This window comes from Pseudomonas soli (assembly GCF_900110655.1).
Lineage (GTDB): Bacteria > Pseudomonadota > Gammaproteobacteria > Pseudomonadales > Pseudomonadaceae > Aquipseudomonas > Aquipseudomonas soli.
Map to the genome: position 1 here is coordinate 55850 of NZ_FOEQ01000016.1, position 18247 is coordinate 74096.

The 18247-nt window shown below is 64.0% G+C and carries 20 protein-coding genes; 17 read left to right on the forward strand and 3 right to left on the reverse strand.

What is annotated here, in order from left to right; translation table 11 throughout:
* Positions 1 to 12 precede the first annotated feature (12 nt).
* The 12 genes from fleN to BMY03_RS24175 all read left to right on the forward strand — a co-directional run bounded on the left by fleN (position 13) and on the right by BMY03_RS24175 (position 10599).
* Entirely contained in the window at positions 13 to 846 is an 834-nt protein-coding gene (gene fleN, locus BMY03_RS24120; RefSeq protein WP_023630864.1) for a flagellar synthesis regulator FleN, read from the forward strand.
* Complete coding sequence (gene fliA / locus BMY03_RS24125; protein WP_038706555.1) at positions 843 to 1583, forward strand: RNA polymerase sigma factor FliA; 741 nt, start codon at positions 843 to 845, stop codon at positions 1581 to 1583. The genes fleN and fliA overlap by 4 nt, the downstream gene beginning before the upstream one ends.
* 105 nt (positions 1584 to 1688) lie before the next feature.
* Entirely contained in the window at positions 1689 to 2063 is a 375-nt protein-coding gene (locus BMY03_RS24130) for a chemotaxis response regulator CheY (RefSeq protein ID WP_177182950.1), read from the forward strand.
* A gap of 19 nt (positions 2064 to 2082) precedes the next feature.
* Entirely contained in the window at positions 2083 to 2871 is a 789-nt protein-coding gene (locus BMY03_RS24135; RefSeq protein ID WP_023630862.1) for a protein phosphatase CheZ, read from the forward strand.
* Between the two features lie 12 nt (positions 2872 to 2883).
* Entirely contained in the window at positions 2884 to 5097 is a 2214-nt protein-coding gene (locus BMY03_RS24140) for a chemotaxis protein CheA (protein ID WP_038706554.1), read from the forward strand.
* Positions 5098 to 5142: 45 nt separating this feature from the next.
* On the forward strand, positions 5143 to 6267 hold the full coding sequence (locus BMY03_RS24145; protein ID WP_038706553.1) for a protein-glutamate methylesterase/protein-glutamine glutaminase: 1125 nt from the start codon (positions 5143 to 5145) through the stop codon (positions 6265 to 6267).
* Positions 6267 to 7007, forward strand: coding sequence for a flagellar motor protein (locus BMY03_RS24150; RefSeq protein WP_023631606.1), 741 nt, complete (start codon positions 6267 to 6269; stop codon positions 7005 to 7007). The genes BMY03_RS24145 and BMY03_RS24150 overlap by 1 nt, the downstream gene beginning before the upstream one ends.
* Positions 7008 to 7010: 3 nt before the next feature.
* Positions 7011 to 7868 (forward strand): flagellar motor protein MotD, encoded by an 858-nt coding sequence (gene motD, locus BMY03_RS24155; RefSeq protein ID WP_094012458.1) that lies wholly within the window; start codon positions 7011 to 7013, stop codon positions 7866 to 7868.
* A 78-nt stretch (positions 7869 to 7946) separates the two neighbouring features.
* Positions 7947 to 8735 (forward strand): ParA family protein, encoded by a 789-nt coding sequence (locus tag BMY03_RS24160; protein ID WP_023631839.1) that lies wholly within the window; start codon positions 7947 to 7949, stop codon positions 8733 to 8735.
* Positions 8735 to 9655: a CheW domain-containing protein gene (locus BMY03_RS24165; protein ID WP_094012459.1), complete on the forward strand. Its 921-nt coding sequence runs from the start codon at positions 8735 to 8737 to the stop codon at positions 9653 to 9655. The genes BMY03_RS24160 and BMY03_RS24165 overlap by 1 nt, the downstream gene beginning before the upstream one ends.
* 67 nt (positions 9656 to 9722) lie before the next feature.
* Positions 9723 to 10202 (forward strand): chemotaxis protein CheW, encoded by a 480-nt coding sequence (locus BMY03_RS24170; protein ID WP_023630607.1) that lies wholly within the window; start codon positions 9723 to 9725, stop codon positions 10200 to 10202.
* A gap of 1 nt (position 10203) precedes the next feature.
* On the forward strand, positions 10204 to 10599 hold the full coding sequence (locus tag BMY03_RS24175; protein WP_023630608.1) for a DUF2802 domain-containing protein: 396 nt from the start codon (positions 10204 to 10206) through the stop codon (positions 10597 to 10599).
* Positions 10600 to 10641: 42 nt separating this feature from the next.
* On the opposite strand, the gene BMY03_RS24180 is transcribed toward BMY03_RS24175, so the two are convergent.
* The 3 genes from BMY03_RS24180 to fliK all read right to left on the reverse strand — a co-directional run bounded on the left by BMY03_RS24180 (position 10642) and on the right by fliK (position 15370).
* Positions 10642 to 13389, reverse strand: coding sequence for a dermonecrotic toxin domain-containing protein (locus tag BMY03_RS24180; RefSeq protein ID WP_094012460.1), 2748 nt, complete (start codon positions 13387 to 13389; stop codon positions 10642 to 10644).
* 80 nt (positions 13390 to 13469) lie between these two features.
* Positions 13470 to 13805: an EscU/YscU/HrcU family type III secretion system export apparatus switch protein gene (locus BMY03_RS24185; RefSeq protein WP_023630609.1), complete on the reverse strand. Its 336-nt coding sequence runs from the start codon at positions 13803 to 13805 to the stop codon at positions 13470 to 13472.
* Complete coding sequence (fliK, locus tag BMY03_RS24190; RefSeq protein WP_094012461.1) at positions 13802 to 15370, reverse strand: flagellar hook-length control protein FliK; 1569 nt, start codon at positions 15368 to 15370, stop codon at positions 13802 to 13804. The genes BMY03_RS24185 and fliK overlap by 4 nt, the downstream gene beginning before the upstream one ends.
* Positions 15371 to 15503: 133 nt before the next feature.
* Here fliK and ccmA point away from each other — a divergent pair, with 133 nt between their 5' ends.
* The 5 genes from ccmA to ccmE are packed head-to-tail and all read left to right on the forward strand — an operon-like array spanning position 15504 to position 18240.
* Entirely contained in the window at positions 15504 to 16136 is a 633-nt protein-coding gene (gene ccmA, locus BMY03_RS24195; RefSeq protein ID WP_094012462.1) for a cytochrome c biogenesis heme-transporting ATPase CcmA, read from the forward strand.
* Positions 16133 to 16801, forward strand: coding sequence for a heme exporter protein CcmB (gene ccmB, locus BMY03_RS24200; protein ID WP_031315999.1), 669 nt, complete (start codon positions 16133 to 16135; stop codon positions 16799 to 16801). Before ccmA ends, ccmB begins: the two co-directional genes overlap by 4 nt.
* Positions 16802 to 16847: 46 nt before the next feature.
* Positions 16848 to 17615 (forward strand): heme ABC transporter permease, encoded by a 768-nt coding sequence (locus BMY03_RS24205; protein ID WP_023632019.1) that lies wholly within the window; start codon positions 16848 to 16850, stop codon positions 17613 to 17615.
* Positions 17612 to 17788 carry a heme exporter protein CcmD gene (gene ccmD, locus BMY03_RS24210; protein WP_023632020.1) on the forward strand — a complete coding sequence of 59 codons (177 nt, stop codon included), beginning with the start codon at positions 17612 to 17614 and terminating at the stop codon, positions 17786 to 17788. Before BMY03_RS24205 ends, ccmD begins: the two co-directional genes overlap by 4 nt.
* Positions 17785 to 18240, forward strand: coding sequence for a cytochrome c maturation protein CcmE (gene ccmE, locus BMY03_RS24215; protein WP_023632021.1), 456 nt, complete (start codon positions 17785 to 17787; stop codon positions 18238 to 18240). Before ccmD ends, ccmE begins: the two co-directional genes overlap by 4 nt.
* Positions 18241 to 18247 lie beyond the last annotated feature (7 nt).

The following is an 18247-nucleotide window of genomic DNA, read 5'->3' on the forward strand; positions in this document are numbered from 1 at the left end:
TAAAGAACAGACATGGGTAGCATGCATCCCGTACAGGTGATCGCCGTGACCGGTGGCAAAGGTGGCGTCGGCAAGACTAACGTTTCAGTGAACCTGTCCCTGGCGCTGGCCGAGCTCGGCCGCCGGGTGATGTTGCTGGACGCCGACCTGGGCCTGGCCAATGTCGACGTTCTGCTGGGGCTCACGCCCAAGCGCACCCTCGCCGACGTGATCGAAGGCCGCTGCGAGCTGCGCGATGTGCTGTTGCAAGGCCCGGGTGGTGTGCGCATCGTCCCGGCGGCCTCCGGCACGCAGAGCATGGTGCACCTGGCGCCCGCGCAACACGCCGGCCTGATCCAGGCCTTCAGCGACATCGGCGACAACCTCGATGTGCTGGTGATCGACACGGCTGCGGGTATCGGTGACTCGGTGGTCAGTTTCGTCCGCGCCGCCCAGGAAGTGTTGCTGGTGGTGTGCGACGAGCCGACCTCGATCACCGACGCCTACGCGCTGATCAAGCTGCTTAACCGCGATTACGGGATGAACCGGTTCCGTGTGCTGGCCAACATGGCCCAGAGCCCACAGGAAGGCCGCAACCTTTTCGCCAAGTTGACCAAGGTCACGGACCGCTTCCTCGACGTCGCCCTACAATACGTCGGTGCCGTGCCTTACGACGAATGCGTGCGCAAGGCCGTGCAGAAGCAGCGGGCGGTCTATGAGGCCTTCCCTCGGTCCAAGTGTGCGCTGGCGTTCAAGGCCATCGCGCAGAAGGTCGACAGCTGGCCGCTGCCTGCCAACCCGCGTGGGCACCTGGAATTCTTTGTCGAGCGCCTGGTGCAGCCCACCAGTGCAGGGCCGGTGCTATGAACGCGAGCGGTTTCAAGATGTACAGCAAGGCCGCCAAGGACGCGCAGTACGAGCTGATCGAACGCTACGCGCCACTGGTCAAGCGTATCGCCTACCACCTGTTGGCGCGTCTGCCGGCCAACGTCCAGGTCGAGGATCTGATCCAGGCCGGGATGATCGGCTTGCTGGAAGTGGCCAACAAATACGATGCGAGCAAGGGTGCCAGTTTCGAAACCTACGCCGGTATTCGTATTCGCGGCGCCATGCTCGACGAGGTGCGCAAGGGCGATTGGGCGCCACGTTCGGTGCACCGCAACACGCGCATGGTCAGTGACGCGATCCGCTGTGTCGAAGCAAAGACTGGCCGCGACGCTAAAGATCACGAGGTTGCTGCCGAACTCCAATTGAGTCTCGATGATTACTACGGGATTTTGAATGACACCTTGGGCAGCCGCCTGTTCAGTTTCGACGACCTATTGCAGGACGGCGAACATGAAGGGCTGCACGAGGACGGAGCCAGCGGCCAGCTGGAGCCGGCGCGTGACCTGGAAGACGAGCGCTTCCAGGCTGCGCTGGCCGATGCGATCGCCAACCTGCCGGAGCGTGAACGCCTGGTCCTGGCGCTGTACTACGACGAAGAGCTGAACCTCAAGGAAATCGGTGAGGTGCTGGGGGTCAGCGAATCGCGTGTCAGCCAGTTGCACAGCCAGTGCGCCGCGCGTTTGCGCAGCCGCCTTGGGGAGTGGCGGGCACGTTGAACCCGGGTTCAGTGCAGTCGTTTTTTTTGTAGTGCCGAATTGATTGAGCGCGCGCTCGGCGCCGAGCGCGTTTAAGACTGCTTGGAGGTCTAATTGAACAAAGACATGAAAATCCTCATCGTTGACGACTTTTCGACGATGCGGCGGATCATCAAGAACCTGTTGCGTGACCTGGGGTTCACCAACGTCAAGGAAGCTGATGACGGCAACACGGCACTGCCGATGCTCAACAGCGAGCCTTTTGACTTCCTGGTAACCGACTGGAACATGCCGGGCATGACCGGTATCGACCTGCTGCGCGCGGTCCGTGCCGACGAGCGCCTCAAGCACCTGCCGGTACTGATGGTCACCGCGGAAGCCAAGCGCGAGCAGATCATCGAGGCGGCCCAGGCCGGCGTCAACGGCTACGTGGTCAAGCCTTTCACCGCCCTGGCGCTGAAAGAAAAGATCGAAAAGATCTTCGAACGCGTCAACGGCTGAGTCACGTCTGGGGGGCGCAATGGAGTCAACCAACAACTCTTTGGGTGAGTTCGAATCAACCCTGAAGAAGCATGCCCAGGAGCTGGTCGAGAGCCTCGAGCGCGGCCGGTTCGGTGAGGCGGTGCAGCTGATCCACCAACTGAACCAGACCCGCGACCGCGGGCTGTACCAGGAAGTCGGCAAGCTCACCCGCGAACTGCACAGTGCAATCGTCAACTTCCAGATCGACCCGGCCATGCCGCAGGCCGAGGAAGTGTCGCAGATTACCGATGCCGCCGAGCGCCTCTCCTACGTGGTCCGCCTCACCGAAGGTGCGGCCAACCGCACCATGGACCTGGCGGAGGCGTGTACCCCGGTGCTCAACGATCTTGCCAGCGAGGCGCAGAGCCTGTCCGCCGACTGGCAGCGCTTCATGCGCCGCGAGGTGGCAGCGCCGGAATTCCGTGAGCTGGTCAAGCGTGTGGACAGTTTCCTGACGCACAGTGCCGAAGGTAATCAGAAGGTCGCGGGCCATATCAACGATATCGTCCTGGCCCAGGATTATCAGGATCTCACCGGCCAGGTGATCAAACGGGTGACCACGCTGGTCACCGAAGTCGAAAGCAATCTGCTCAAGCTCGTGCTGATGGCAAGCCAGGTCGACCGCTTTGCCGGTATCGAACATGACCACCAGCAGCTGCGCGCTGAAAAAGATCAAGAAAAACATCCGACTCGGGGTGAAGGTCCGCAGATTCATGCCGATAAGCGTGAAGACGTCGTGTCCAGCCAGGACGATGTCGACGATCTGTTGTCCAGCCTGGGTTTTTAAGGAGCACGTTTAATGAGCTTCGGCGCCGATGAAGAAATCCTCCAGGATTTCCTGGTAGAAGCCGGCGAAATCCTCGAGCAACTGTCCGAGCAATTGGTCGAGCTGGAAAGCCGGCCCGATGATGCGGACCTGCTCAACGCGATTTTCCGCGGTTTCCACACTGTAAAAGGGGGCGCCGGCTTCCTTCAGCTCAATGAGTTGGTGGAGTGCTGCCACATTGCCGAGAACGTGTTCGACATCCTGCGCAAAGGTGAGCGCCGGGTCGACGCGGAACTGATGGACGTGGTGCTCGAAGCACTCGACACGGTCAACAGCATGTTTGGCCAGGTGCGCGAGCGCACCGACGTCACACCGGCCACCCGCGAGCTGCTGGCAGCGCTGTCGCGCCTGGCCGAGCCCGCTGGCGCCGAAGAACCGGCTCCGGTCGAGGTCGCCGTTGTCGCCGAAGTGCCGGCTGCCGAGCCCGACATCACCGACACCGAGTTCGAGCAACTGCTTGATTCGCTCGATGCGGTCAAGGCCGAGGCCCAGGTTCACGAGCAACTGCAGGGTGAACAGGTCAGCGCGGGTGGTGACGAGATTACCGACGCCGAATTTGAGTCGTTGCTCGACCAGTTGCACGGCAAAGGCCAGTTTTCGCCAGATACCGCTGCCAGTGAGCCAGCGGCCGTTGCCCCTGCCAGTGATGAGATCACCGACGACGAATTCGAGTCGCTGCTCGATCAGTTGCACGGCAAGGGCACCTTCGCCGTCGACGCATTGCCTGGCGTCGCTGCGCCTGCAGCCAGTGAGGCCCCAGCGGCGGCCGACGAGAGCATCACCGAACACGAATTCGAGGCGCTGCTCGACCAGTTGCACGGCAAGGGCAAGTTTTCTGGCGAGGCGGTTGTTGCCGAGGCGCCAGCCGCCGCTGTTGCCGCACCTGTCGCGGCCAAGGCCGAAGCCAAGCCGGTTGCCAAGCCGGCGCCTGCCCCCGCTCCCGCGCCAGCCGCTGCCAAGCCTGCCGCTCCGGCCCGGGCGCCGGCGCCGGCCGCCGACAAGCATGGCGCCAGCGAGGCGGAGACCACCGTGCGGGTCGACACCGCGCGCCTGGACGAGATCATGAACATGGTCGGCGAACTGGTGCTGGTGCGTAACCGCCTGGTGCGCCTGGGGCTCAACAGCGGCGACGAGGCCATGTCCAAGGCCGTGTCCAACCTCGATGTGGTCACCGCCGACCTGCAGACCGCGGTCATGAAGACGCGCATGCAGCCAATCAAGAAGGTCTTCGGGCGGTTCCCGCGCCTGGTTCGCGACCTGGCTCGCCAGCTCAAGAAAGAGATCAACCTGGAGCTGGTCGGCGAAGAAACCGACCTGGACAAGAACCTGGTCGAGGCTCTGGCCGACCCGTTGGTGCACTTGGTGCGCAACGCCGTCGACCATGGCGTCGAGATGCCCGACGAGCGCGAGGCCTCCGGCAAGTCGCGCATGGGTCGGGTGGTGCTGTCCGCCGAGCAGGAAGGTGATCACATCCTGCTGTCGATTTCCGACGACGGCAAGGGCATGGACCCGAGCATCCTGCGCGCCAAGGCCGTGGAAAAGGGGCTGATGGACAAGGACGCGGCCGACCGCCTGAGCGAGTCGGACTGCTACAACCTGATCTTCGCCCCGGGCTTCTCGACCAAGACAGAGATCTCCGACGTGTCCGGCCGCGGTGTCGGCATGGACGTGGTGAAGACCAAGATTTCCCAGCTCAACGGCTCGATCAACATCTTCTCGGCCAAGGGTCAGGGCTCGAAGATCGTCATCAAGGTGCCGCTGACACTGGCGATCATGCCGACGCTGATGGTGATGCTGGCCAACCAGGCGTTCGCCTTCCCGCTGGTCAACGTCAACGAGATCTTCCACCTCGACCTGTCGCGCACCAACGTGGTCGATGGCCAGGAAGTGGTGATCGTGCGCGACAAGGCGCTGCCACTGTTCTACCTCAAGCGCTGGCTGGTCCAGGACCACGAGCACGAAGAGCAGCACGAAGGTCATGTGGTGATCCTCTCGGTCGGCACCCAGCGCATCGGTTTCGTGGTCGACCAGTTGGTCGGCCAGGAAGAGGTGGTGATCAAGCCGTTGGGCAAGATGCTGCAGGGAACCCCGGGCATGTCCGGCGCGACCATCACCGGTGACGGCCGTATCGCGCTGATCCTCGACGTCCCGAGCATGCTCAAGCGTTACGCCGCCCGGCGTATTTGATTTCGGTGGCGCGCCCAGGCGGGTGCGCCGCCTAACGGAGTGTTTATGGCAGTCAAGGTCCTGGTGGTGGATGATTCCGGTTTCTTCCGCCGCCGTGTCTCGGAAATTCTCGCGTCCGACCCGACGATCCAGGTCGTGGGTACCGCGACCAACGGCAAGGAAGCGATCGACCAGGCGCTGGCGCTCAAGCCCGATGTCATTACCATGGACTATGAAATGCCCATGATGGACGGCATCACTGCGGTGCGTCACATCATGCAGCGCTGCCCGACGCCGGTATTGATGTTCTCCTCGCTGACCCATGAAGGCGCCCGCGTCACCCTCGACGCCCTGGATGCCGGTGCGGTCGACTACCTGCCGAAGAATTTCGAAGACATCTCGCGCAACCCGGAGAAGGTCAAGCAGATGCTCTGCGAGAAGGTCCACACCATCTCGCGCAGCAACCGACGTTTCAGTGCCTATTCGAGCCCGGCCCCAGCCGCCGCGCCTGCACCGGCCAGCAGCCAGGCTCCAGCCAGCAGCTTTGCCGGTACCGCGCCTGCGCGCACTGCCACCCCGGCCCGCGCCGCAGCAACGGCTGCCACGCATTCGCCGGCACCCAAGCGTAAGCCGTACAAACTGGTTGCGATCGGCACCTCCACGGGCGGTCCGGTTGCGCTGCAGCGGGTGCTGACCCAACTGCCCGCCGGTTTCCCGGCGCCGATCGTGTTGATCCAGCACATGCCGGCGGCCTTCACCAAGGCCTTTGCCGAGCGCTTGGACAAACTGTGCAAGATCAATGTCAAAGAGGCCGAGGACGGTGACGTGCTGCGCCCGGGCCTGGCCCTGTTGGCCCCGGGTGGCAAGCAGATGATGGTCGACGGCCGTGGCACGGTGAAGATCCTGCCGGGCGATGAACGCCTGAACTACAAACCCTGCGTGGATATCACCTTTGGTTCCGCTGCCAAGTCCTACGGCGACAAGGTGCTCTCGGTGGTCCTCACCGGCATGGGCGCCGATGGCCGCGAAGGCGCGCGCCTGCTCAAGCAGGGTGGCAGCACCGTGTGGGCGCAGGATGAAGCCAGCTGTGTGATCTATGGCATGCCCATGGCGATCGTCAAGGCCAACCTCGCCGACGCTGTCTACAGCCTTGACGAGATCGGCAAGCACTTGGTCGAGGCGTGCGTCTGATGGATGTATTGAGCCTGATCGGCCTGATCCTCGCCTTTGTCGCCATCGTCGGCGGCAATTTCATGGAGGGCGGCCACGTCGGTGCGCTGATCAACGGCCCGGCGGCACTGATCGTGCTGGGCGGCACCCTGGCGGCGGCATTGCTGCAGTCGCCGCTGTCGTCGTTCAAACGTGCCCTGCAGATCATCCGCTGGATTTTCTTCCCGCCACGGGTGGACCTGGCCGGCGGCATCGACCGGGTGGTGAACTGGAGCCTGACGGCGCGCAAGGAAGGCCTGCTGGGCCTGGAAGGCGTCGCCGATGCCGAGCCTGACCCCTATGCGCGCAAAGGCCTGCAGTTGCTGGTCGACGGTGCCGAGCCGGAAGCCATTCGCAGCATCCTCGAAGTCGATTTCTTGACCCAGGAGTCCCGTGACATCCAGGCTGCCAAGGTGTTCGAGAGCATGGGCGGCTACGCGCCGACCATCGGCATCATCGGTGCGGTCATGGGGCTGATCCATGTGATGGGCAACCTCGCCGATCCCTCGCAACTGGGCAACGGCATCGCCGTCGCCTTCGTCGCCACCATCTATGGCGTGGCCAGCGCCAACCTTATCCTGTTGCCGGTCGCCAACAAGCTCAAGGCCATCACCCTGCGCCAGTCGCGTTACCGCGAGATGCTGCTCGAAGGCCTGCTGTCGATTGCCGAAGGCGAGAACCCACGCTCGATCGAGCTGAAGCTGCAAGGCTTCATGGAGTAAGCCATGGCACGCCGTCGCAAAGTCGAAGAGCACGAGAACCACGAACGCTGGTTGGTCTCGTATGCCGACTTCATTACCCTGCTGTTCGCCTTCTTCGTGGTCATGTACTCGATTTCGTCGATCAACGAAGGCAAGTACAAGCAGATCTCCCAGGCGCTGATCGGCGTGTTCAACGACCCCGAGCGCAGCATGAAACCGATCCCGATCGGCGATGAGCGCCCGCTGAGCGTCAAGCCGGCCGAACCGTTGATCAAGGACAGCGAGCAGACCGACGCGGGCCTGGCGCAGACCAGCGCCGACCCGCTCAAGACCATCGCCGACGATATGCGTGACGCCTTCGGCGACCTGATCAAGTCCAACCAGATGACCGTGCGCGGTAATGAATTGTGGGTGGAGATCGAGCTCAACTCCTCGCTGTTGTTCGCCAGCGCCGATGCCATGCCCAGTGATGTCGCATTCGAAATCATCGAGAAGGTGGCGAAGATCCTCAGGCCGTTCGCCAACCCGGTGCACGTCGAGGGTTTCACCGACAACCTGCCGATCCGTACCGCCCAGTATCCGACCAACTGGGAGCTGTCGTCGGCGCGGGCGGCGAGCATCGTCCGCTTGCTGGCCATGGAAGGGGTCAACCCGGCGCGCATGGCATCGGTGGGGTATGGCGAGTACCAGCCGGTGGCCAGCAACGACACTGCCGACGGCCGCGCGCGCAACCGCCGGGTGGTGCTGGTGATCTCGCGTAACCTGGAAGTGCGCCGCAGCCTGACCGGCAGCGGCAGCGCCAACGCCACCCCGGACGCGGCGATGCGCCGGGCTGGCACACAAAGTGCACCAGCCTCGCCAGCACCGACGACCGGGGGCTGATTTCGTCAAATCCCCGTCACTGAACTTCACACCGTTCCCGGCAGGGCAGGCGGCCATACCGGGAGGAAGCAACGCACGATGAGAGTCTGGGCAGTAGCCAATCAAAAAGGTGGCGTCGGCAAGACCACCACCACCATCGCCCTGGCCGGCCTGCTGGCCGAGGCGGGCAAGCGCGTGGTCGTGGTCGACCTCGACCCGCACGGCTCGATGACCAGCTACTTCGGGCACAACCCCGATGCGCTGGAGCACAGCTGCTACGACCTGTTCCTGCACAAAGGCACGGTGCCCGACGGGCTGCCGGGCCAGCTGCTGCTACCCACCAGTGATGAGCGTATCTCGCTGCTGCCGTCGAGCACCGCGTTGGCGGTGCTTGAGCGTCAGTCGCCGGGCCAGAGTGGCTTGGGCCTGGTGATCGCCAAGAGTCTGGCGCAGCTGTGGCAGGATTTCGACTTCGCCCTGATCGACAGCCCACCCTTGCTGGGCGTGCTGATGGTCAACGCCCTGGCCGCCAGCCAGCAGTTGGTGATCCCGGTGCAGACCGAGTTTCTCGCGGTCAAGGGCCTGGAGCGCATGGTTGGCACGCTGGGCATGATCAACCGTTCGCGCAAGCAGGCGTTGCCGTACCAGATCGTGCCGACCCTGTTCGACCGCCGCACGCAGGCTTCGCTGGGCACCTTGAAAGTGCTGCGCGACACCTATGGCGATCAGGTCTGGCAAGGCTACATCCCGGTGGATACACGCTTGCGCGATGCCAGCCGTAACGGCGTAACGCCTTCGCAGTTCGATGGCAAGAGCCGTGGCGTGGTGGCCTATCGCGCGCTGCTCAAGCACCTGTTGACCTACCGTTCCGCGTTGCAGGTGGCCTGATGAACCAGGCGCCGCATATCACCACCAAGCCGCAGATGGCTTTGCAGTCCTACCTTGATGGTTTGCTGCAGGAAGCCACCGAGCCATTCGAGTTGCCGCCCGAGCAGGATCTGCCTGTCGCGCCACCCGTGGAGCCGGCCCCCGCCGATGAGTTCGAGGTGGCGGTCCGCGAGGAACAGGCCCGCGATGCTCAACGCCAGGCCATGCCAGTCGCGCCTGCGCCCCGGCCTTTCGCCGAGCCGCAGGCCAAGGTCCTGCCAACCGTTCTGCCGCCTGCCACGCCTGTCATGGAGCCGGTGGTGGCGGTGGTCGAGCGCGAGGTGCTGGCCGAGGCGAGCATCCCGCTGTTGACTGAAGCCCCGGCCATCGAGCCGGCAATGCCACTGGTGGAACTGCACGTACCGGCGGCCCCTGCCGCGCCAACACCTCCGGCGACAGTCGACGGGCGCCCGGAATGGGCCGCCGAGCCATTCGAATGCCTGCTGTTCGATGTCGCCGGGCTGACCCTGGCGGTACCGCTGGTGTGCCTGGGCTCGATCTACACTCTGGCCGGCCAGGAGTTGACGCCGCTATTCGGCCAGCCGGACTGGTTCCTCGGCATCCTCACCTGCCAGGCGGGCAACCTCAAGGTGCTGGATACCGCCCGCTGGGTCATGCCCGACCGCTACCGGGACGATTTCCGCCAGGGCCTGCAATACGTCATTTCGGTCCAGGGCTACGAATGGGGGCTGGCCGTGCACCAGGTCAGCCGCTCGCTGCGCCTGGACCCGAGCGAGATCAAGTGGCGCAGCCAGCGCGGCCAACGCCCGTGGCTGGCCGGCACGGTGATCGAACACATGTGCGCGCTGCTCGACGTCGCCGAGCTGGCCGAGCTGATCGCCAGTGGCGCGGTCAAGCAGATGAACACCAAACACAACTGAATCAACGCCGCTACTGCCGCGGCAACACAGAGCACACCGCCAATGGCGGATTTTGAGGGCTAGGGGAATGAAAAAGTCGTCTGCACAAGGTTCCGAAGATCCGATCCTGCAGTGGGTAACCTTCCGTCTGGACAACGAGTCCTACGGCATCAATGTCATGCAGGTGCAGGAAGTCCTGCGCTACACCGAGATCGCCCCGGTACCGGGCGCCCCCAGCTATGTGCTGGGCATCATCAACCTGCGCGGCAACGTGGTGACGGTGATCGACACCCGCCAGCGCTTCGGCTTGATGTCGAGCGAAGTCACCGACAACACCCGTATCGTCATCATCGAGGCGGACAAGCAGGTGGTCGGCATCCTCGTCGACAGCGTCGCTGAAGTGGTGTACCTGCGCCAGTCGGAGATCGAGACCGCGCCGAACGTCGGCAACGAAGAATCGGCGAAGTTCATCCAGGGCGTGTGCAACAAGAATGGCGAGCTGCTGATCCTGGTCGAGCTGGACAAGATGATGACCGAGGAAGAGTGGTCCGAGCTGGAGAACATCTGAGTTGATCTTCGAGGTTGCTGTCATCTTCCTGGCGCTGCTGTGGGCACTGAGCCTGTGGTTCTTCCTCAACTACAGCAAGCGCCAGCGCGAGCTGGCCGCCCAGCAGGCCCAGGGCGATGCGCTGCGTGACCAGCGCATCAAGGACCTCGCCAAACGCTTGGACGACTACCAGAACGGTACCGTGCGCATGGGCGAAGCGATCCATGAATTGCGCGCGGTGGTGGCGCCGCTGCCCGAGAAGCTCCAGCAACTCGAGCAGCGCGACCCCAACAGCGTCACCTTCGCCCAGGCCGCCAAGCTGGTGGGCATGGGCGCCAGCGTCGAGGAGCTGACCCAGACCTGCGGGTTGACCCAGGCCGAGGCGCAGTTGATGAGCAAGCTGCACCGCGGCGAGTGAGCAAGGAAGGCGACCTGGCGGTCGCCTTTTTTCATCCCGCAATCAGGGCCTTGCCCATGAATGATTGCCACCCACGCGCATCAGGCGGTTGAACGGCAGCCACTGGCGTAATGCAGCCCGATAGGCCTCTGGATTCACATACTGGAAGGTATTGATGCGGGGCATCTGGAACAGATTGGTGATATGGCGCAGGGTCCTCAGCACCGGCAGGTGCTGGTCTACGACGTCGGTGAGCAGCCCCGGGCCGGTCAAGCGGTTGAGGCTGGCGGCATAACGATAGAAGCCGGCTGGGTCGTCCCGCAGACTGGGGCAGCTGCCATAGAACTCTGGTTCAACCAGATAGCGGCTGCGCATCTCCTCGCTGATTGCCAGCAGTGTCGGGTTGCCGGCGTGGCTGCCGATCAGGCTGGTGTTGAACTGGCAGTTCATCCCGAGCTTTTCGTTGGACATCGGAGGGAACAGCAGCAGCCCGTCGTCGGTGGTGCTCAGGTCCACCTGCTCGATGGCTTCAGCAGGGCTGCCCACCGGCCGGCCATTCACCTTGTAGGGATATTCGCCCACCGCCAGCAGGTGGTCGTCAACGTCCATGTAGATACCGCCTTGGCTGTGGAGCATGCAATAGCGCAGCACATCAGAGGCGGAGGCGAAATTGCCGCCATCGAGGGCTGCCTGATACTGGGGATGGTATGGGCCTTCACGAAAGTGGCGGAACCAGTCCTGTTCCTCCAGTGGCACTATCTGCACGCCAGGTGCTTTCTTTGCAAGCAGGTGCAGATTTTCATCAAAGGCGCTGGTGCTGGCCTTCGACAGGTATAGCCGCAGGGTGTAGGCACTGCCGTGCAGGCGTTCTGCATTGCTGCGCAGATTGCTCAGTAATGGCGGGTCGATTGCTTTGTCCCCCACCCATAGGCTCAGGAATTGTCGTGGAACGGGCCGTGCCCCGGCTGGAAACGGACCAGGCATCTGTACCGGCAAATGCAGCTCCACGCCAAGGGCGCGCAGCGTGCGCATGCGCATGGCATCGGTGACCTCTCGGCCGGCCAGGCTCACCGGTTGCAGGTCGCGGGTGCCGAGCCGGGGAAGGTAGTACTGGGGATCGACCGCATTAATATCGCCCTCGAGGATGAAGCTGTCGTTCTCCAGGTCGTAAACCACTTCGGTGTTGTAGCCGCCCACGCAGGCTGCCAACAGATCGGGTGTTCCATCAAATCGTGGTCTTCGATCAATGGCTTGGTAGGTAGCCGTATCGGCGCCCTCCAGCGCTGGGATGGGGTCGGGAATGTGGAAGTAGGGCGCGACCTCGCTCACGGGTAAGCGCGGCGGTGAGACGGGGCTTAGTGGATAGCCCAGTCGACCATTGATCGCCTGCGGCGCAATGAAACCCTCGTTCTTGAAGCGGTAGAGCGCTGCATCGCGCGTCAGGGTGGCGTGCGCCAACGGCAGGGCGTTTAGCACGCCAAAGGTAGCCATGCCTACGCCTTCGGCGCGCTCCTGCTGGCCATGACCATTGATCACCTGATCCAGACCCAGACCAAGTTGAGCGATGCCGCCCAAGGCAAGGATCGGCGCCAGTTCCGGTACAACGATGGCAAGCGGGGCAAGCAGGTTGACCGCCGCGTTCAAGTAGGCGCGCCAGCGAGCTTTGGTGATTTCGCCATTGCTGGTGATGCGATAGTCGGCGTCCTCATAGCTGCGTTTGCGTTGTTGGTGGGTCAGCGCCCAGAAAAGCTCCTCCTCGATCAGCGGGCTGTACTTGTCCGGCTTGTAGTTGACGTAGGTGCTTGGTTGCCAGACGCCTTCAGCGGTGAACCCGGGGCGGTTGCTAGACAGGTGGTTGAGTGTGGGGAAGGCGGCGAGCCCGTCCAGTGCGGTAGCCAAGCCGCTGAAGTCGAGGCCGTCGGGTTGGTCGGCGAGAGCAAAGTGATGTAGCAGGGCAGCGCGGGTGTCCGTGTTGCGGCACTGACTGGCGACCCAGTCCTGCAGCGCCGAGGGGGTGGCGAAGGTATGCAGTGGCGCGGAGTTGCCAGGGATATAGAGCAGGGTCAGGCCGCTTTCAGGGTCGCTGATCTGCAGCAGGTCGGTGGCGACATAGCCATAGATGTTCACGAAGCGTCGGAGCAGCGGCTGTGGGGCCTGCTCCAACCCCGCAGCGCGCCAGGCGAGCCGGCGCGCCTGGTCGTCGAGGCTGCCTTCGGCGAGCTGGCGGTTGCAGGCGGTAATGAAGGCGATTTTCGCCGCCAGCCGATGACTGGTTGCGTGGCTACGCCAGTACGTGTCCAGCATGGCCTTGTAGGCGCTGTGAAAGTCGAGGTCGCAGATAAACTGCTGGAGGTCTTCTGCAGCCAGTCTCACATGGGTCCGGGCGCTGTATTCGCTGGGGGTGGTCTGGCGGAACAAGCCATTGTAGATGGCATAGCCGCTACTGTTGGATAGTGGACCAGGGGGATCCAGTCGGTCGACCAGGGTGATGCTTTGGCTGTCGGGAAAGTGCCCGGCCCAGGGGCTGTTCAAGGCTGCGCCAATGAGGTTGTTGCTGGACTCGCCCTGCCAGTTGGCCATGACGGCCTGAGTGAGCGTCATTTTCTGTGCCACGACGCCAACCTCGCCCACGCCGTGGCGCCATTGATGGTGCAGTACGACCACATCGGTGCGGTCGGGGTCCAGAGACTGACCGCGGCGAGCGGCCCAGTCGCGAATCGCCGTGGCCGCGGCATGATCGGGGCGTGGGAAGTCCTTGAGGTGGTCGCGGACATAGCGCACACCGGCATTGTTGACGAAACGGGGCTTCATGGTGATGACCCTGGAAAGAATGGGTCGTCACGATGAGCGATTCGCCCCGCCCGCGTGCGGCAGTCGGCTACCGCCCGTCGTCAGGAATGGTAGGGCAGGCCGGGCAGTTGGGGGGTGATGTCGCGCTCGGCGGCGGGTGCATCGCTGAAGCCCATGGGCATCTTGCCGCGCAGCTGCCAGGCGAACGCGATGATCTCGGCGATGGTCAGGTATAACGCCTCGGGGATCTGTTCCCCCAGCTCCAGGCGCGCCAGTAGGCGCACGAGCTCGGCGTTCTCGTAGATCGGCACGTCATGTTCGCGGGCCAGGGCGAGGATGGCTTCGGCCAATTCGTCGTCGCCTTTGGCGCTCAGGGTCGGGGCCTGTTGCCCGTCGTAGCTCAGGGCAATGGCCTGGCGCGGTTGCTTGCTGCTCATGCGTTCTCGTCCACCCAGCGTTGTTCCAGGCGCGTGCGCGGGCCTTGGGGCGGCGTGCCGGGGTGGCATTCCAGGTCGCCAACGTCCAGCCCGCGGGCCACCAGGCGTTCGCGCAAGGCGCCCAACTGGCTGTCGATCAGCCGCGCGGTTTGTTCCTGCTGAGCCCACAGCTGGCCGGACAGTCGACCCTGGGCCAATTGCGCCTGGACCTGCAGCGGGCCAAGTGGGGACAGGTCGAATGCCAGTTCGATGCGCCACAGGGCCTTCAACGGATCATCCTGTTCACGTTCACGATCGGCTTGTTGCTCCGGGGTTTCTTCGCGTTGCAGCTTCACTTGCAGGGGAATGAACTCTTGGCCATGGCGCACCGGGACCTCGGTCTGCCAGGTGGTCTGCTGGTTACCGTTGTCGAGTGTGCCGCTCTGCTGCAGGCTGGACAGCGAATGGCTCTGCAGCCGCGAGATCGCCGCGGCGGCCAGGCGCAGCAGTTGCTGCAGGTCGCCTTCGCTTTCCAGCTTCTGCAGCAGCCGCGAGGGCAGGGGAAAAGCGCTTGGCAGCGGTCGTGGGCTGACCTGGCCGAGCATGCCCAGGGCGCTGCGCGCCAGCCCTGGCAGGGCCTGGGCGAGGGTGCCGGTGGCCAGCGCGGTAGCCAGCGGTGGATGGCCGGGCATGCTGGGCAGCGCCTGGGCCACCAGCTTGACCAGTTGTGCCTTGAGGTCGGGCGCGATGCCGCTGGCGAGTCCGCCCAGCAGCTTGGATTCGAAGAACGTGCCGCTGTTGTTCAGTGCCTGGGCCAGGTTTTTCGCATCGCCGAGTTGCCGCGCTTCCGGCAGGCTGGCGAGCAGGCGCTCGGCACTGGCGCGCAGCTCCGGGGCTGCATCGGGGCTGCTGGTGATCTGCTGCAGGCTGTTGAGCACACCCGGCAAGGAGGCCTGGAGGCTTTGCTGGGTCGACAGGTGCTGGGTAACGGCCAATTGGTCCTGGCGGCCGCTCAGGGGCACAAAGCGCAGCGCCTGCTCGCCCTGCACCAGCGCGCTGAGCAGGCTGCCCACGGGAAGCCTGCGCGGGCTGTCGATGGCCAGGGTGGCACCCGCCTGGCTGCTGTTGAGCAGGCTCACCAGCGAGCGGAAGGTGACGGCTGAGCCAGGGCTTTGCGGCAGTACCTGGCTGGTCAGCACCTTGGCCTGCAGCAAGGTGCCGACCGGGAGCTGCCGGGTATCCAGTTGAGTCAAGGTAGCGATGTTGCCGGCACTGGCCTGCTGCACCATCACCGCCAGGCGGCTGCTCTCGGGCTGGGTGACGGTGATCAAACTGCCGGGGGGCAGCGGCTGGCTGGCGGTGGTCAATACCTGGATCTGGTTGCCATTGGCCTGGGTGAGCCGCAGCAGCATCTGGAACTCCTGGCCGATCTGGCGCAGGGTGACGACCTCGGCTTCGGCGACTTCTCCAGGCGGCAGCAGACCGGGCTGGGCCTGCAGCAGGCGCAGCAGTTCGCCGGACATCGCGGCCCTGGTCGCTTGGGCGCTTACCGCGGTTTGTGTGCTGAGACTATTGATTTCAGTCATGATTGTATACAACCTGTCGAACCAGCCCTCTTGGCAGCGCCGTGGCGCGTGCAATAATGCCGCTCGCTCGCCATTGCCAGTATAACGGCAGGGGTTGGAGCGACTTGAGACACAGACTGCATAAGGCGATACCGTGACCCTTCACCTCCAAGCTGCGGGCGTGGCCTGCGAGCGCGACTGGCGGCTGCTGTTCGAGCACCTGCACTTCGAGCTGCACCCCGGCGACATGCTGCAGATCGCCGGCCCCAACGGTAGCGGCAAGACCAGCTTGCTGCGCCTGCTGGCCGGGCTGATGCAGCCCACCGCCGGGCAGATCCTGCTGGGGGGGCAGCCGTTGGCCGAACAACGCCATGCCCTGGCCAGCATCCTGCTGTGGATCGGCCATGCCGCCGGGATCAAGGACCTGCTCACCGCCGAAGAGAACCTTGCCTGGCTCTGCGCATTGCACCGCCCGGCCAACCGCGAGGCGATCTGGAAGGCGCTGGAGGCTGTCGGCCTGCGCGGTTTCGAGGACGTGCCCTGCCATACCCTGTCCGCTGGCCAGCAGCGCCGCGTGGCCCTGGCCCGGCTGTACCTGGACAGCCCGCCGCTGTGGATCCTCGACGAACCTTTCACCGCTCTTGACAAGCAGGGCGTGGCCCAACTGGAAGCGCACCTGGCGGCGCACTGCGAGCAGGGTGGTACCGTGGTGCTGACCACCCACCATACGCTCGAGCGCAAGCCATCCGGCTATCGCGAGCTGAACCTGGGGCAATGGGCGGCATGAGCGTATTCCTTCTGCTGTTGCGCCGCGAGGCGCGGCTGTTGTTCCGCCGCCCGGCGGAGCTGGCCAACCCGCTGGTGTTCTTCGCCATTGTCGTTGCCCTGTTCCCGCTGGCGGTAGGGCCAGAGACACAATTGTTGCAAACCTTGTCGCCAGGACTGGTCTGGGTAGCGGCCTTGCTGGCGGTATTGTTGTCGCTCGACGGGTTGTTTCGCAGTGATTTCGAGGACGGCTCGCTCGAGCAGTGGGTGCTTTCGCCGCATCCGTTGGCCATGCTGGTACTGGCCAAGGTGCTGGCGCACTGGATCTTTTCCGGGTTGGCGCTGGTATTGTTGGCACCGCTGCTGGCGCTGATGCTGGGGCTGCCGCCCAGTTGCCTGCCGGTGCTGCTCGCCTCCTTGTTGCTGGGCACCCCGGTCTTGAGCCTGCTGGGCGCGGTTGGGGCGGCGCTGACGGTCGGTCTCAAGCGCGGCGGCCTGCTGCTGGCATTGTTGATTCTGCCGTTGTATATCCCTGTATTGATCCTGGGCAGTGGTGCGTTGCAGGCGGCGTTGCAGAATATGCCCGCCACCGGTCATCTGCTCTGGCTCGCCAGCCTGACGGCCCTGGCGGTGACATTGGCACCCTTTGCGATCGCGGCCGGCCTGAAGATCAGCGTCGGCGAATAACGAGTGCCGGGCATTGCAGCCCGGCCAACACCCTGGATGTACCCTGATGAAAATAAGCTGGACGTGGTTCCACAAGCTGGGTTCCCCCAAATGGTTCTATGCCATCAGCGGCCGCATGCTGCCGTGGCTGACCGTTTGCGCCATCGTGCTGTTGCTGGTCGGCATCACCTGGGGCCTGGCCTTCGCCCCCCAGGACTACCAGCAGGGCAACAGCTTCCGCATCATCTATATCCATGTGCCGACCGCCATGCTGGCGCAGTCGTGCTATGTGATGCTCGCCGTGGCAGGCGTGGTGGGGCTGGTGTGGAAGATGAAACTGGCCGATGTCGCGCTGCAGTGCGCGGCGCCCATTGGTGCCTGGATGACCGCGGTGGCCCTGGTCACCGGGGCAATCTGGGGCAAGCCCACCTGGGGCAGTTGGTGGGTCTGGGATGCGCGTCTGACGTCCATGCTTATCCTGCTGTTCCTGTACTTCGGCATCATTGCCCTGGGTCAGGCCATCAGCAATCGCGACAGCGCTGCCAAGGCCTGCGCAGTGCTGGCGATCGTCGGCGTGATCAACATCCCGATCATCAAATATTCGGTGGAGTGGTGGAATACCCTGCACCAGGGCGCCACCTTCACGCTCACCGAAAAGCCGGCAATGCCGGTGGAAATGTGGGCGCCGTTGCTGATCACCGCGTTGGGCTTCTATTGCTTCTTCGGAGCCGTGCTCTTGCTGCGCATGCGTCTGGAAGTGCTCAAGCGCGAGGCACGGGCCAGTTGGGTCAAGGATGAAGTGCTGAGCCAGCTTGGCCGGGAGGCGGCACGATGAGCTTTGCCTCCTTCACTGATTTTCTGGCCATGGGCCACCATGGCCTGTACGTCTGGTCGGCCTATGGCATCTGCCTGGCGGTGCTGGCGTTGAATGTCGCCGCGCCCCTGTTGGCCCGCCGTCGTTACCTGCAAGAAGAGGCGCGCCGTCTGCGCCGGGAGAACAAACCGTGAATCCGCAGCGTAAGAAACGCCTGTTCATCATCCTAGGCTTGCTGGCCGGCGTCGGCGTCGCCGTGGGCTTTGCCCTGAGTGCGCTGCAGCAGAACATCAACCTGTTCTACACCCCGACGCAGATCGCCAACGGCGAGGCGCCCCTGGACACCCGCATCCGCGCCGGTGGCATGGTCGAGAAAGGCTCGGTGCAGCGCTCGGCCGATTCGCTCGACGTGCGCTTCGTGGTCACCGACTACAGCAAGTCGGTACCGATCACCTACCGCGGCATCCTCCCCGACCTGTTCCGCGAAGGGCAGGGCATTGTCGCCCTCGGCAAGCTCAATGCCGACGGCGTGGTGGTGGCCGATGAGGTATTGGCCAAGCACGATGAGAAATACATGCCGCCGGAAGTCACCAAGGCACTGAAGGAAAGCGGCCAGGCCGCCAGCGATGCGGGGGCCAAGCCATGAACGCGAC

Excerpts from the sequence above, each read along its gene's own strand:
- fliK (WP_094012461.1), bottom strand. The coding sequence starts at position 15,370 with ATGACTGAAATCAATAGTCTCAGCACACAAACCGCGGTAAGCGCCCAA.
- BMY03_RS24160 (WP_023631839.1), top strand. The coding sequence starts at position 7,947 with ATGAGAGTCTGGGCAGTAGCCAATCAAAAAGGTGGCGTCGGCAAGACC.
- BMY03_RS24150 (WP_023631606.1), top strand. The coding sequence starts at position 6,267 with ATGGATGTATTGAGCCTGATCGGCCTGATCCTCGCCTTTGTCGCCATC.
- BMY03_RS24130 (WP_177182950.1), top strand. The coding sequence starts at position 1,689 with ATGAAAATCCTCATCGTTGACGACTTTTCGACGATGCGGCGGATCATC.
- BMY03_RS24185 (WP_023630609.1), bottom strand. The coding sequence starts at position 13,805 with ATGAGCAGCAAGCAACCGCGCCAGGCCATTGCCCTGAGCTACGACGGG.
- BMY03_RS24135 (WP_023630862.1), top strand. The coding sequence starts at position 2,083 with ATGGAGTCAACCAACAACTCTTTGGGTGAGTTCGAATCAACCCTGAAG.
- BMY03_RS24180 (WP_094012460.1), bottom strand. The coding sequence starts at position 13,389 with ATGAAGCCCCGTTTCGTCAACAATGCCGGTGTGCGCTATGTCCGCGAC.
- BMY03_RS24140 (WP_038706554.1), top strand. The coding sequence starts at position 2,884 with ATGAGCTTCGGCGCCGATGAAGAAATCCTCCAGGATTTCCTGGTAGAA.
- motD (WP_094012458.1), top strand. The coding sequence starts at position 7,011 with ATGGCACGCCGTCGCAAAGTCGAAGAGCACGAGAACCACGAACGCTGG.
- fleN (WP_023630864.1), top strand. The coding sequence starts at position 13 with ATGGGTAGCATGCATCCCGTACAGGTGATCGCCGTGACCGGTGGCAAA.
- BMY03_RS24145 (WP_038706553.1), top strand. The coding sequence starts at position 5,143 with ATGGCAGTCAAGGTCCTGGTGGTGGATGATTCCGGTTTCTTCCGCCGC.
- fliA (WP_038706555.1), top strand. The coding sequence starts at position 843 with ATGAACGCGAGCGGTTTCAAGATGTACAGCAAGGCCGCCAAGGACGCG.
- BMY03_RS24205 (WP_023632019.1), top strand. The coding sequence starts at position 16,848 with ATGAAAATAAGCTGGACGTGGTTCCACAAGCTGGGTTCCCCCAAATGG.
- BMY03_RS24170 (WP_023630607.1), top strand. The coding sequence starts at position 9,723 with ATGAAAAAGTCGTCTGCACAAGGTTCCGAAGATCCGATCCTGCAGTGG.
- ccmB (WP_031315999.1), top strand. The coding sequence starts at position 16,133 with ATGAGCGTATTCCTTCTGCTGTTGCGCCGCGAGGCGCGGCTGTTGTTC.
- ccmD (WP_023632020.1), top strand. The coding sequence starts at position 17,612 with ATGAGCTTTGCCTCCTTCACTGATTTTCTGGCCATGGGCCACCATGGC.
- BMY03_RS24165 (WP_094012459.1), top strand. The coding sequence starts at position 8,735 with ATGAACCAGGCGCCGCATATCACCACCAAGCCGCAGATGGCTTTGCAG.